This window comes from Roseovarius gahaiensis, from assembly GCF_011601345.1.
GTDB classification, from domain to species: domain Bacteria; phylum Pseudomonadota; class Alphaproteobacteria; order Rhodobacterales; family Rhodobacteraceae; genus Roseovarius; species Roseovarius gahaiensis.
This window is the reverse complement of the sequence record NZ_JAAORB010000005.1, coordinates 33,108-45,316: the sequence shown is the minus strand read 5'-3', so window position 1 is coordinate 45,316 and position 12,209 is coordinate 33,108. Positions and strand designations below refer to the sequence as shown.

Below are 12,209 nucleotides of genomic sequence, written 5' to 3'. Positions count from 1 at the left end.
AACGCGACGGTAGGTTTCCAAGCGTTGACTGCGCCCCGGTCAAATCTTGCCGACGTCCGATGCAAGCTGGCTTTGCAGCACATCCAGTTCGATATCCAGCTTTGATCTTTCATCGGTCAGATACTTTCTGGCACGGGCGTCGAATTGGCCTTTAAGCTCGTCCAGCATGGACAGATACCGCGCCTTCGTCTCAGGGTCTTGGGAGGCCATATAAAGAACCGAGAAGCGGTCAGTGGCGTCGCGCGCTGCATCCAGATACACGCCCAAATGGCGGCGCATCTCCCGATGGCGCTCGGGCGCTTCGTGCAAAATGTCGAACAGGCGTTCCGCGCTGTTCCGGAAGGCCATGAAACCGGCTGTCGTCTCGGTGTCGCCAATGGTGGCGATGCAATCTTGGATTTGATGCAACACGGTCTTGGCCTGACTGACGACATCGTTGGCGCGTAGCGTTTCTTCCGCCAGTGGTCCGGAAACGCTTTTGTCTTTCAAAGGGTCGATTCCGAAGGCGGTTATGAAAAGCCCCGATGCGACAAGGCCTACCAATGCGGCCTCAAGCGATAGACCGTGGCGGAAATAGACTGTAACGGCCACCGCGCCGCCCATCACCACAGCCGCGAGCAGTTTCAGAGGCAGCTTCGGTTTCCGGGCGATAGGCGCCGCGTTGTAGGCCTCTTCGGCCCGCAGCCCCAGCGTCAGAAGCCAGGTTGACGCTCCGTAAATCAGAATGAGGCCCAGACCCTCAACCATCGAGATTGCGACACCGAAAAAGACACTCAAGAGCAGCGGGGTGGCGGCAAATCCCAAGAACTGTGCGGATTTCAGGTTGCGGGGATTTTTGGGCAGACTGAAGGGCACCCCGGTTTTCTTTGAAAGCATGCGACCCCCTCAGATCAGACAGATACGGAAAATAAGCGCAAAAAGGACCAGATACGCGGTATTCGCGAGGAAGCCACTGCTGATCAGGCCTTGCTCAAGACTCGCGTTCACCATCGCGGCCGAGCGATGGAAAAGGCGGCGTGTAAATCGCACCATTTGAACGACGGCCAAAACGCCCAGACCGCAGACGAAGATATAAAGCAAACCACTCATGATGTTGGTCTACCGCTGAATTTGGGCGAAGCTTCGGCATTATCGGGACAGATTGATGAAAGATGGTGTGCGGCGGGGCCAGATCGCGTGTCGTCGCGCCCAGACATACGCGACCTGATAACAGCCGCTCTTTGCGCAGGTGTGTGGCGTGCGTGAGCGATAGCGCCAGACTATGGCAAGTCTTCTTGGGGCAGGCTCTAAAAGGCGTGGTCCGCATCTGCCATAAATGCCCAGCAGGGCAAGGGCCTTCAACTGGTAAGAATGCGGGACAGAGCGCGCGCTTCATCAATTGTCACGAGCCGAGACAGCGACGGGCCGTGGGTGCGGCCCGCCGATGGCGCGGCGGCCTTCGGCCTTGATTCCGCGCCTTGGGTTTCTGCCGAAAGGTTTTCATCAATGAACTCAAGATTGGCCAACATGGGCTCTGACCAGCGCTTTGCCGTATCCCACACGAATGGCGGCTTTTCGAAAGGCGCGCTAACTCCCACGTCCAGCACCCTACAGGGGCCAAACCAGCATGATCATCGGCACCGACACGGCGATCACGATCGCCTCAAGCGGCAGGCCCATGCGCCAGTAATCGCCAAAGCGATAGCCGCCGGGACCAAGGATCAGCGTGTTGTTCTTATGTCCGATGGGGGTCAGGAAGGCCGATGAGGCACCCACGGCCACGGCCATCAGGAACGCATCCGGGGCCACGTCCAGCCGGTTGGCGATTTCGATCCCCACCGGGGCCGCGACAATCGCCGTGGCGGTGTTGTTGAGCACATCCGACAGTGTCATTGTGACCGCCATCAGGATCGCCAGAATGGCCCAGATCGGCAACTCCCCGGTCAGCCCCACAAGCTGCGAGGCCAGAAGATCGGTGCCGCCGCTGTCGTTCAGCGCCTCGCCCAACGGAATCAGCGAGCCCAGCAACACGATCACCGGCCATTCGATCTGATCGTAAAGTTCGCGCAGAGGGATAATGCCGCTGATCACGTATCCCACGACAACGATGCCAAGGGCGATCGACAGGGGAAAAATCCCGGCCGTGGCGGCGGCCACGGCTGCGGCGAACAAGCCAATCGCCAGCCAACTTTTGTTTTGCTGCGTGATAGAATAGCCCCGTTCGGCCAAAGGCAGGGCACCCAGCCACCGGATCACCTGTGGTCCGGTGTCGGCGGGGGTCAACAGCAACAGGATATCCCCTGCCATGATCTTGGTGCGGCGCAGGTTCTCCGAGACCTTGCGGCCCTGACGGGACACACCCACAATGACCGAGCGTTGCCGCCAATGCAGCCCAACCGCCTGTGCACTGGTGCCCGCGATTCGCGCATCACGCGGCACCACCGCTTCTGATAGTGTCAGGCCTTGGCTCTCGCCTTCGATTACGTCGCGACGGTCTGAATCGGTAAAGGTCAGGTCAAGCGCTGCGCGGAAATCATCCAGCGCATCCGGGTGCGCTTCCAGCACCAAAACGTCGTCGGCCTGCAAAACCGCATTGCGCGAGCTGCCGTAGCGGCGGTTGCCGTCGCGGATCAGCCCAAGGACCGACACATCGCTTTTGGTCGCGGCGTCATCCAGTTCAGACAGGCGTTGGCCGATGATGTCATTGCCTTCGGGGATACACAGTTCGGCCAGGTAGGCCGACGCTTCTTGCAGGGCATCCGACGGATTATACTTGCTGGCACGGCTGGGGATCAGCCGCCAGCCAACCAGCGCGACAAACGCCATGCCAGCAAGGGCCGTGACGGCACCCACCGGGGCAAAATCAAACATCTGGAAAGGTTCGCCCAGTTTGTCCTGCCGGATCGAAGCAATGATGATGTTGGGGGGCGTGCCGATTAGCGTGACCATGCCGCCAAGGATGGTTGCAAAACTGAGCGGCATCAGCGTCAGGCCCGGTGCACGTTTGGCCTTGCGGGCCGCTTGTAAATCAACCGGCATCAGCAAGGCCAAGGCCGCGACATTGTTGATAAAACCCGATAAAACCGCACCGACCCCGCCCATCAGGGTGATATGCGCGTGAACGCTGCGGCTGCTGTCCACCACCGACCGGGTGATCATTTGCACCACACCTGCATTGACCAACCCCGCCGAGACCACCAGCACCAGCGCCACGATGATCGTGGCCGGGTGGCCGAACCCCGCAAAAGCGTCATCAGGCTTGACGACACCCAGAACAACGGCCGTTAAAAGCGCGGAAAAGGCCACAAGATCAAAGCGGTAGCGCCCCCAGATCAACAGGCCGAATACCGTGCCGAACAGGCCGAAAAGGATTATCTGGTCTTGGGTCATGTTATGCTCCGGTTGTGTGATGACAGCCAAGCCGATTGCGCCGCGCTGTGCAAGCGGGTTGCGATGCGGGCCGGGCGTGCCTTATATCAGGCCAAAATCAAGCAGCTTGAAATCGGAGACACGCATGGCCGGCCATTCAAAATGGGCAAATATTCAGCATCGCAAGGGGCGTCAGGATGCTGCGCGCTCCAAGCTTTTTTCAAAGCTTTCCAAAGAGATAACCGTCGCTGCCAAAATGGGTGATCCCGACCCCGAGAAAAACCCGCGCCTGCGTTTGGCGGTGAAAGAGGCCAAGTCAAGCTCGGTTCCAAAGGACGTGATCGACCGCGCGATCAAAAAATCCACCGCGGCCGATGGGGAAGAGTACGAAGAAATCCGCTATGAGGGGTATGGCCCCAACGGCGTGGCGGTGATTGTCGAGGCGATGACCGACAACCGCAACCGCACCGCCAGCAACGTGCGGTCCACCTTTACCAAGAACGGCGGTAATCTGGGTGAAACGGGTAGTGTCGGTTTCATGTTCGAGCGCAAGGGCGAGATCAGCTATCCGGCCGAGGCAGGCGATGCCGACACCATCATGATGGCCGCGATCGAGGCCGGGGCCGAAGACGTGGAAAGCGGCGAGGATGGCCACGTTATCTGGTGTGCCGACACCGATCTGAACGAGGTCTCGACCGCGCTGGAGGCCGAACTGGGCGAGAGCACCTCGACCAAGCTGGTGTGGAAGCCCACCACCACCACCGACATGGACTTTGAGAACATGCAAAAGCTGATGAAGCTGATCGAAGCGTTGGAAGATGACGACGACGTGCAGCGCGTCACCACCAATTTCGAAGCGTCCGATGAGGTGATGGACCAGCTGGCCGCCGAGTGAACACGTCCGCATGATTGATCACAAGCGGCGCCCTGACCGGCGCCGTTTTCGCATGAGGTTGCGGGCATATGCATGGTGACAGCCCAAATAGCAGGACTGAATGCACAGATTCCCGGATAGTCCCCGCCATCTCTGGCGGTTAATCGGACGCAAATAGGCGCGCGCTGCTGTAGCGTCACCTATTGGGGCAGCGGACAGATAAGATCGGGGCAGGTATCATGCAGGCATTGATGGCGGGATTCGCCTTGGGGTTTTCGCTTATTCTGGCGATTGGGGCGCAGAATGCGTTCGTGTTGCGGCAAGGGCTGCGGCGGGAGCATGTTTTGCCCGTGGTGCTGGTCTGTGCGATCTCGGATGCGGTTCTGGTGACGGCGGGCATCTTGGGCTTTGGCGCACTGGCGCGGGCGGTGCCGGGGCTTGAGACGGTGATGCGTTATGGTGGCGCGGCGTTTCTGATTTGGTATGGCGCGCGCAATTTCATCGCTGCGTGGAGCGGCCGTGAGGTGCTGGAGGCGGGTGCAGCTGCGGGCGGTCTGCGTCGGGCACTGCTGACCTGTCTGGCGCTGACATGGCTCAATCCGCATGTCTATCTGGACACGGTGGTTTTGCTGGGCTCGGTCAGTGCGCAATATGACGACACGCTGGCGTTTGGCGCGGGCGCGGTGACGGCCAGTTTCACGTTCTTCTTTGCACTAGGGTTTGGCGCGCGCGGGTTGGCCCCGCTGTTTCGACGCCCCGCAAGTTGGCGGGTTCTGGATGCGGGGGTGGGCCTGACCATGTGGGTCATTGCGGCCAAGCTGTTGCTGGGCTGAGCGCTTACAGCATAGGAAGTCGGCGTTCGCGCCGGATCACCAGCAGGATGGCGATCACGGCCGCAATCGCGGTTGTGAGCATGATCCACAAAAGCGGGTAGGCGCCCGACCCGGGTGTCAGCCACGCCCCGGCCATGGCCGACAGCGCTGCGCCGCCGCCGATCATCAAGGCACCCGACAGGCCGCTGGCCGTGCCAGCCAGATGCGGACGCACCGACAGCGCGCCTGCGGTGGCGTTGGGGATGACCATGCCGTTGCCGAGACCCATCAGCGTCATCAGCCCAAAGAAGGTCAGTGGCGTGCCGTAGCCTGCGTAAAACAATGCCAGATTCGCGCCGATACCGCCTGCGTTGATCAAAGTGCCCCAAAGGACCATCCGATTCACCCCAATGCGGGTTGAAAACCGCCCCGAGACGAAATTGCCCAGCATATAGCCGATGGCAGGCGCGCCGAAATACAGGCCCAGTACCGCTGGATCGAGGCCAAACACCCGGTCGCCCACGAAGGGCGCACCGCCGAGATAGGCAAAGAACGCGCCCGACGACAAAGCCGAGGCCAGCGCATAGCCCCAAAAGCGCGGCGAAGTCAGAAGCTCGGGATAATCGGTGATTTGCTGGCGTAGGGTCTGGCCCGTGCGCGGCGCGGTTTCGCCAAGGTCCCGCCATGTCAGCCACAGCACCAGCGCCCCAAGCACAAACAACGCCCAAAAGGTTGACCGCCAGCCAAAGGCCTGATCCAGTACACCGCCGATCGCGGGGCCGATCATCGGCACCACGGCCATGCCCATGGTGACATAGCCGATCATGCTGGCGGCTTGTGCCTCGGGGACCATGTCGCGCACCACGGCGCGGCTAAGCACCATGGCCACGACGACGGTGGCTTGCAACATGCGAAAACTCAGGAACATCAACGTGTTGGTGGACAGGATGCAGCCCAGCGTGGCCAGCAGAAAAATCACCAGCCCGCCAAGGATGACTGGACGACGGCCCAGCCGGTCCGAGATGGGGCCCATGACGATTTGCAACGCCGCATTCACCGCCAGATAAAGCGCCACCGACAGTTGCAGCACACGGTATTCGGCCCCGAATTCCGCCGCCATGCCGGGCAGGGACGGCAGGAAAATGTTCATCGCCAGCGCCGAAATACCCGCTAGCAGGATCAGCGTGGCGATATGCGGTGGCGTGGCGCGATCAAGAAATCGAACGGGTAAGGGCTTGGTCATGGCACAGGGGTAGGCCCGCGATTGGTGATTGTCCATGCACAAGGGTCTGTGGCAGGTTGCACAGATAGGCGCACAGACCGGCGTATAGGGTTGGCGCAGTGATGGTGGATGCGGGACAGGAAAAATTTGCACTTTTGCAGATTAGCAAAACTTTATTTGCTTTGGTTTGCAAATTTGCCCGAATTTCCTTTGTCCATGGCGCGGCATTGCTTATGGTCGCGCAAAATCGCAAGGGGACCGACATGAAAGACATTCTTCAAGAACTTGAGGATCGCCGCGGCGAGGCCCGCATCGGGGGCGGCCAGAAACGGATCGACGCGCAGCATTCCAAAGGCAAGCTGACGGCCCGCGAGCGGATCGATCTGCTGCTGGACGAAGACAGCTTTGAAGAATTCGACATGTTCATGGCGCATCGCTGCACCGACTTTGGGATGGAAGACAATCGCCCGTATGGCGATGGTGTCGTCACCGGCTGGGGCACGATCAATGGCCGTCAGGTCTATGTGTTCAGTCAGGATTTCACGGTTCTGGGCGGCTCGGTCAGCGCGACCCATGCGATGAAAATCTGCAAGATCATGGATATGGCCATGCAGAACGGCGCGCCGGTGATCGGGATCAACGATTCGGGCGGGGCGCGCATCCAAGAAGGCGTCGACAGCCTTGCCGGCTATGGCGAAGTGTTCCAGCGCAACATCGAAGCCTCGGGCGTGGTGCCGCAGATCAGCGTGATCACTGGGCCGTGCGCCGGTGGCGCGGTGTATTCGCCCGCAATGACCGACTTTATCTTCATGGTGCGCGACAGTTCATACATGTTCGTGACCGGCCCTGACGTTGTGAAAACCGTGACCAACGAACACGTCACCGCCGAGGAGTTGGGCGGGGCCTCCACGCATACGCGCAAAAGCTCGGTCGCGGATGGTGCCTTTGAGAACGATGTCGAGGCGATGGCCGAAGTGCGCCGTCTGGTCGATTTCCTGCCGCTGAACAATCGTGAATCGGTGCCGGTGCGCCCGTTCTTCGATGATCCCGACCGCGCCGAGCCCAGCCTTGATACGCTGGTGCCCGCCAATCCCAACATGCCCTATGACATGAAAGAGTTGATCACCAAGATCGGCGATGAGGGGGATTTTTACGAAATCCAAGAGGATTTCGCCAAGAACATCATCACCGGGTTCATTCGTCTTGAGGGGCGCACCGTGGGTGTCGTGGCCAATCAGCCGATGGTTCTGGCGGGCTGCCTGGATATCGACAGCAGCCGCAAGGCGGCACGGTTCGTGCGGTTCTGCGATTGCTTTGATATCCCGATCCTGACGCTGGTGGATGTCCCCGGCTTTTTGCCCGGCACCAAGCAAGAGCATGATGGCGTGATCAAGCATGGTGCAAAGCTGTTGTTCGCCTATGGCGAGGCGACGGTGCCCAAGGTCACGGTGATCACCCGCAAGGCCTATGGCGGCGCTTATGTGGTGATGTCGTCAAAGCATCTTCGCGGCGATATCAACTATGCGTGGCCCACCTCGGAAGTGGCGGTGATGGGGGCCAAGGGCGCAACCGAAATCCTGTACCGCTCGGAATTGGGCGACGAGGAGAAAATCACCAAGCGCACGCAGGATTACGAGGATCGGTTCGCCAATCCCTTCGTCGCCGCCGAGCGCGGGTTCATCGACGAGGTGATTCAGCCGCGCAGCACCCGCAAGCGTGTCAGCCGCGCCTTTGCCGCGCTGCGCAACAAGGATCGCAAGATGCCGTGGAAGAAGCACGACAACATCCCGCTGTAGGGCGTTTTGCCCGACGATGGCAACGCGCCTGCATATCCCTGCCGCGCTGCTGGCGCTGACCCTTGGTCAGGGCGCCGCGGCAGAGCAGGACAAGGCGAAGGAGGAGCGCCTTGTCCTGCCCTCGGGGTTGGAAGCCCGGTTGCAGGACATGCTGTGGAATGAGCCCGGTCAGGGCCTGATGTACAGGTTCCGATTCGTGGCGCCGGATTTTACCGGCGAGGAAGATTTTGAGACAATCATGACTGATCTGGAATATCTATGCAGCGACTACGCCATTCCGCGGCTGTCCAATATCGGCCCGGCCCCCAGCCAAGTGGTGATTTCGCTGGCCGATCGCGAGTCGGAGTTCGGCGTGATCGATCCGTCGGTGAAACAGGTGTTCGAGGCCTACAGCGTAGACAATGGCACCTGCATTTGGGAGGTGTTCTAATGCGCCCACAAGATGTAGCTGCACATGCGGAATCACGCCCGCAGGTTGAGGCTTTAACGCCACATACGCGGGCGTTTGCGCATGCTGCGTATGCATTTCTTGGAAATTCCGTTATGGTGCCAGATGGTTGCACCCAAGTAACCCATACCTCGGAACTGGGGCAGATGGGGCGTTTTTCGCTGCATGTGCCCGTTACAATTGACAGGAGACACATAAAATGTCGAACAGCATCAAGAGCATCGTGGCCATCGGTCTCGTCGCATTCGTTGCAGCTTGCGCCCAGCAGGCAGAAGAAGAGTTCGTGGTCGTCGAGCCCGAGCCCATCAGCCAAGAGCCGGTCCACACCGGTAAGTACAAGTAATCCGCTTGCGGGTTACACGGGGCAGGCCTTTTGGCCTGTCCCCACCAACAAAGCGCGGTCAGGGCAGGACACCGACCCACCGAGTGACACGTTAGCAGCCCAAGCCATATCGACACCGCGCCTTGCCCCTCTGCGCAAGGCGGCCGAACTTGGCCATCGGGTTTCCAAACATCAGTCATCCAATACGCAGCCTTTACTGCGTTCAAACATGGGCGCCGCAACAGGTGCCGCATGTTGAAGCATCGTGGCTTTCCGGGGCGTCTGGCCGGCACTGATTTTCAATTCGTCATTCGTCGCGCCAATCCGCGCGGGGTGACGTCGATCACCCGGCGCGAGCGTTATCGCGACCGCAAACCGGCGGATCGCCGGGCGGACACGGCCTTTTTGCAGGCGCTTTGGGATCATTTTGGCGATCAACCCTTTGAGCGGGGCAATCTGGATGCCGGGCGGCTGAGTTGGCTGTTCGAACGCGAGGTGATTGCCGCCGAAGACCCGTTTGATCCGGCCAGCTACGAGGCTTTGCTGAAGTTGGACGTTGACGCGGTCCGAGAGAATTTTCCCGATGTCGTGCTGGACGAGGGCGGCTGGTAATGCCCGTGACGCCCATGGATACCCAGCCCGACGCGGGCATATTTTCGCCGACAGCGGCTGAAAATACGCAAAGACCTGCCAATTTGCGCCGCGAACGCATGACTGGCTTGGGTTATCGCGCCGATGACGCGAGGGTGGCGGTGTTCGTAACGTTGCCCCTCCCCCACGGGGCTAAGACGCGACGTCTTAATTGTTACCCTTCCCCTCATGGGCGGCTTTGCACGGATCTGTGTGAGCCGTCCATTTTTTTCAGCTACGCCAGCGATTTGTGCTGTGTCCGCCCTGCGCGGAGCGCTGCCGATCAGGGGGGCACCCGTGGCGTTGGCTTTGACGCGGCGCGTGAACTGCCTCAGGATTCCGGCCAGATTGAACCGGAAACATCACAGGGCAGATACACATGCGACAGCGTTTCATCACGATCTTGGCAGGTCTTGGGCTGTTGGGCCTTGCGGCCTGCGGCGAAAGCCTGCCCGAGCAGGCGCTTTTGGGCGCCGGTGCCGGGGCGGGCACAGCGGCGGTGCTCAACGGTAGCATCGGCGCGGGCGCGCTTGTCGGGGCTGCGGGCAACGTCGCCTATTGCAAGGCCTATCCGGGCCGCTGCCGCTGACCCACGCGGTTTCGCGCCCCGTGCGCGAAGACAGACCAATTGTTGCAAAGCCATCGGTGCGTCCTGCGCCGGTGGCTTTTTTGATGTGACCCCCAAGGGGGGAAGAACCGGAAGAAGGGACGACAGATGTTCAAGAAAATCCTGATCGCAAACCGGGGTGAGATTGCCTGCCGGGTGATCAAGACCGCCCGCAAGATGGGCATTCAGACAGTGGCGATTTACTCGGACGCTGACGCGCAGGCGCTGCATGTTCAAATGGCCGACGAGGCGGTGCATATTGGGCCGCCGCCGGCCAATGAATCCTATATCGTGATCGACAAGGTGATGGACGCCATCCGCCAGACCGGCGCTGAGGCGGTGCATCCCGGCTACGGCTTTCTGTCGGAAAACCCCAAGTTCGCCGAGGCGCTTGAAGCCGAAGGCGTGGCCTTTATCGGGCCGCCCAAGGGCGCGATCGAGGCGATGGGCGACAAGATCACCAGCAAGAAAATCGCCCAAGAGGCTGATGTCAGCACCGTTCCGGGGGTCATGGGCCTGATCGAGGACGCCGACGAAGCGGTGAAAATCTCGAACGAGATCGGCTATCCGGTGATGATCAAGGCCAGCGCCGGGGGCGGTGGCAAGGGCATGCGGATTGCCTGGAACGACGAAGAGGCGCGCGAGGGGTTTCAAAGCTCGAAAAACGAGGCGGCCAGCAGTTTCGGTGATGACCGGATATTCATTGAGAAATTCGTCACCCAGCCGCGCCATATCGAAATTCAGGTGCTGTGCGACAGCCACGGCAACGGGGTCTATCTGAACGAGCGTGAATGCTCGATTCAGCGGCGAAACCAAAAGGTCATCGAAGAAGCGCCCAGCCCGTTTCTGGATGACGCCACGCGCAAGGCGATGGGCGAACAGTCGCTCGCGCTGGCGCATGCGGTGGGCTATGCCAGCGCCGGGACGGTGGAATTCATCGTCGATGGCGACAAGAATTTTTACTTCCTTGAAATGAACACCCGCTTGCAGGTCGAACATCCGGTGACCGAACTGATCACCGGGATTGATCTGGTCGAACAGATGATCCGCGTGGCCGCAGGCGAAAAGCTGTCCTTCGGGCAGTCGGATGTGCAGCTGAATGGCTGGTCGATTGAAAGCCGCCTTTATGCCGAAGACCCCTATCGCGGCTTTTTGCCGTCGATTGGCCGCCTGACGCGCTATCGCCCGCCCGAGGAATTGGATGTCGACGGCGCGGTGGTGCGCAACGATACAGGCGTCTACGAGGGCGGCGAGATTTCGATGTATTACGACCCGATGATTGCCAAGCTATGCACATGGGGGCACACCCGGCTGGAAGCGATCGAAGGTATGCGCAATGCGCTGGACGCCTTCGAGGTCGAAGGCATCGGTCACAACCTGCCGTTCCTGAGCGCGGTGATGGATCATCCGAAATTCGTATCCGGCGATATGACCACGGCCTTTATCGCCGAAGAATACCCCGACGGGTTTGACGGGGTCGAGCTGCCCGAGGATGCGCTGCGCCGGATCGCGGCCAGTTGCGCCGCGATGCACCGCGTGGCCGAAATTCGCCGCACCCGTGTGTCGGGACGGATGGACAACCATGAACGTCACGTCGGCGAGGATTGGGTGGTGAACCTACAAGGCCATCGCTTTGCCGTGACCGTAGCCGCCGACCGTGAGGGCGCGACAGTCAGCTTCGAGGATGGCGCCACCCTGCGTGTGTCCAGCAATTGGACACCCGGCGACAGCCTTGCCCGCCTGACGGTGGATGGCAATCCGCTGGTGCTGAAGGTCGGGAAAGTGTCCGGCGGTTTCCGCATCCGCAGCCGTGGCGCCGACCTGAAGGTGCATGTGCGCACACCGCGTCAGGCTGAATTGGCCGAATTAATGCCCGAGAAACTTCCGCCTGATACATCGAAAATGCTTCTGTGCCCGATGCCCGGCTTGATCGTGACGATCAATGTCGGCGAAGGCGACGAGGTGCAGGAAGGTCAGGCATTGTGCACGGTCGAGGCGATGAAAATGGAAAACATCCTGCGGGCCGAACGCAAGGGCACCGTCTCCAAGATCAACGCCGGCCCCGGCGACAGCCTTGCCGTGGACGAAGTGATCATGGAGTTCGAATAAGGGGATGCCACAAGCCGCGGGACATATCGGGCGTAGGGGGG

Annotated in this window: 13 protein-coding genes; 8 read left to right on the top strand and 5 right to left on the bottom strand. The window is 60.4% G+C overall.

The genetic code is table 11. From position 1 onward, the window contains the following. Positions 1-39: 39 nt before the first annotated feature. From HAT86_RS04690 to HAT86_RS04675, 4 genes are all read right to left on the bottom strand, one after another. The gene (locus HAT86_RS04690; protein ID WP_167193921.1) at positions 40-876 is read right to left on the bottom strand and encodes a 5-bromo-4-chloroindolyl phosphate hydrolysis family protein; all 837 of its coding nucleotides are present in this window, start codon (positions 874-876) and stop codon (positions 40-42) included. A 9-nt stretch (positions 877-885) separates the two neighbouring features. Beyond that, complete coding sequence (locus tag HAT86_RS04685; protein WP_167193919.1) at positions 886-1,089, bottom strand: hypothetical protein; 204 nt, start codon at positions 1,087-1,089, stop codon at positions 886-888. 248 nt (positions 1,090-1,337) lie between these two features. After that, a complete protein-coding gene (locus HAT86_RS04680; RefSeq protein WP_167193917.1) occupies positions 1,338-1,508 on the bottom strand; it encodes a hypothetical protein in 171 nt (56 codons plus the stop codon). Between the two features lie 79 nt (positions 1,509-1,587). Next, complete coding sequence (locus HAT86_RS04675) at positions 1,588-3,369, bottom strand: SLC13 family permease (RefSeq protein ID WP_167193915.1); 1,782 nt, start codon at positions 3,367-3,369, stop codon at positions 1,588-1,590. A 124-nt stretch (positions 3,370-3,493) separates the two neighbouring features. On the opposite strand from HAT86_RS04675, the gene HAT86_RS04670 reads away from it, so the two are divergent. Both HAT86_RS04670 and HAT86_RS04665 read left to right on the top strand, forming a co-directional pair. Continuing rightward, positions 3,494-4,243 carry a YebC/PmpR family DNA-binding transcriptional regulator gene (locus HAT86_RS04670; RefSeq protein WP_167193913.1) on the top strand — a complete coding sequence of 250 codons (750 nt, stop codon included), beginning with the start codon at positions 3,494-3,496 and terminating at the stop codon, positions 4,241-4,243. Between the two features lie 218 nt (positions 4,244-4,461). Next, positions 4,462-5,055, top strand: a complete 594-nt coding sequence (locus HAT86_RS04665) for a LysE/ArgO family amino acid transporter (protein ID WP_167193911.1) — start codon at positions 4,462-4,464, stop codon at positions 5,053-5,055. Between the two features lie 4 nt (positions 5,056-5,059). Here HAT86_RS04665 and HAT86_RS04660 read toward each other — a convergent pair whose 3' ends face one another. Further along, complete coding sequence (locus HAT86_RS04660) at positions 5,060-6,277, bottom strand: multidrug effflux MFS transporter (protein ID WP_167193909.1); 1,218 nt, start codon at positions 6,275-6,277, stop codon at positions 5,060-5,062. A gap of 242 nt (positions 6,278-6,519) precedes the next feature. Between HAT86_RS04660 and HAT86_RS04655 the strand changes: the two genes are divergently transcribed. The 6 genes from HAT86_RS04655 (at position 6,520) to HAT86_RS04630 (ending at position 12,168) form a co-directional block, all read left to right on the top strand. Further along, on the top strand, positions 6,520-8,052 hold the full coding sequence (locus HAT86_RS04655) for an acyl-CoA carboxylase subunit beta (protein ID WP_167193907.1): 1,533 nt from the start codon (positions 6,520-6,522) through the stop codon (positions 8,050-8,052). 16 nt (positions 8,053-8,068) lie between these two features. After that, a complete protein-coding gene (locus HAT86_RS04650) occupies positions 8,069-8,482 on the top strand; it encodes a DUF6497 family protein (protein ID WP_167193905.1) in 414 nt (137 codons plus the stop codon). A 217-nt stretch (positions 8,483-8,699) separates the two neighbouring features. Next, positions 8,700-8,843 carry a hypothetical protein gene (locus tag HAT86_RS04645; RefSeq protein ID WP_167193903.1) on the top strand — a complete coding sequence of 48 codons (144 nt, stop codon included), beginning with the start codon at positions 8,700-8,702 and terminating at the stop codon, positions 8,841-8,843. A 231-nt stretch (positions 8,844-9,074) separates the two neighbouring features. Further along, positions 9,075-9,434: a hypothetical protein gene (locus HAT86_RS04640; protein ID WP_167193901.1), complete on the top strand. Its 360-nt coding sequence runs from the start codon at positions 9,075-9,077 to the stop codon at positions 9,432-9,434. Between the two features lie 397 nt (positions 9,435-9,831). Then, positions 9,832-10,041 (top strand): hypothetical protein, encoded by a 210-nt coding sequence (locus tag HAT86_RS04635; protein ID WP_167193899.1) that lies wholly within the window; start codon positions 9,832-9,834, stop codon positions 10,039-10,041. A gap of 126 nt (positions 10,042-10,167) precedes the next feature. Next, positions 10,168-12,168: an acetyl-CoA carboxylase biotin carboxylase subunit gene (locus HAT86_RS04630; RefSeq protein ID WP_167193897.1), complete on the top strand. Its 2,001-nt coding sequence runs from the start codon at positions 10,168-10,170 to the stop codon at positions 12,166-12,168. Positions 12,169-12,209 lie beyond the last annotated feature (41 nt).

What these genes read in the sequence shown, in the direction of transcription:
- HAT86_RS04690 (WP_167193921.1), bottom strand. Translation starts at nt 876, where the DNA reads ATGCTTTCAAAGAAAACCGGGGTGCCCTTCAGTCTGCCCAAAAATCCC.
- HAT86_RS04685 (WP_167193919.1), bottom strand. Translation starts at nt 1,089, where the DNA reads ATGAGTGGTTTGCTTTATATCTTCGTCTGCGGTCTGGGCGTTTTGGCC.
- HAT86_RS04680 (WP_167193917.1), bottom strand. Translation starts at nt 1,508, where the DNA reads ATGTTGGCCAATCTTGAGTTCATTGATGAAAACCTTTCGGCAGAAACC.
- HAT86_RS04675 (WP_167193915.1), bottom strand. Translation starts at nt 3,369, where the DNA reads ATGACCCAAGACCAGATAATCCTTTTCGGCCTGTTCGGCACGGTATTC.
- HAT86_RS04670 (WP_167193913.1), top strand. Translation starts at nt 3,494, where the DNA reads ATGGCCGGCCATTCAAAATGGGCAAATATTCAGCATCGCAAGGGGCGT.
- HAT86_RS04665 (WP_167193911.1), top strand. Translation starts at nt 4,462, where the DNA reads ATGCAGGCATTGATGGCGGGATTCGCCTTGGGGTTTTCGCTTATTCTG.
- HAT86_RS04660 (WP_167193909.1), bottom strand. Translation starts at nt 6,277, where the DNA reads ATGACCAAGCCCTTACCCGTTCGATTTCTTGATCGCGCCACGCCACCG.
- HAT86_RS04655 (WP_167193907.1), top strand. Translation starts at nt 6,520, where the DNA reads ATGAAAGACATTCTTCAAGAACTTGAGGATCGCCGCGGCGAGGCCCGC.
- HAT86_RS04650 (WP_167193905.1), top strand. Translation starts at nt 8,069, where the DNA reads ATGGCAACGCGCCTGCATATCCCTGCCGCGCTGCTGGCGCTGACCCTT.
- HAT86_RS04645 (WP_167193903.1), top strand. Translation starts at nt 8,700, where the DNA reads ATGTCGAACAGCATCAAGAGCATCGTGGCCATCGGTCTCGTCGCATTC.
- HAT86_RS04640 (WP_167193901.1), top strand. Translation starts at nt 9,075, where the DNA reads ATGTTGAAGCATCGTGGCTTTCCGGGGCGTCTGGCCGGCACTGATTTT.
- HAT86_RS04635 (WP_167193899.1), top strand. Translation starts at nt 9,832, where the DNA reads ATGCGACAGCGTTTCATCACGATCTTGGCAGGTCTTGGGCTGTTGGGC.
- HAT86_RS04630 (WP_167193897.1), top strand. Translation starts at nt 10,168, where the DNA reads ATGTTCAAGAAAATCCTGATCGCAAACCGGGGTGAGATTGCCTGCCGG.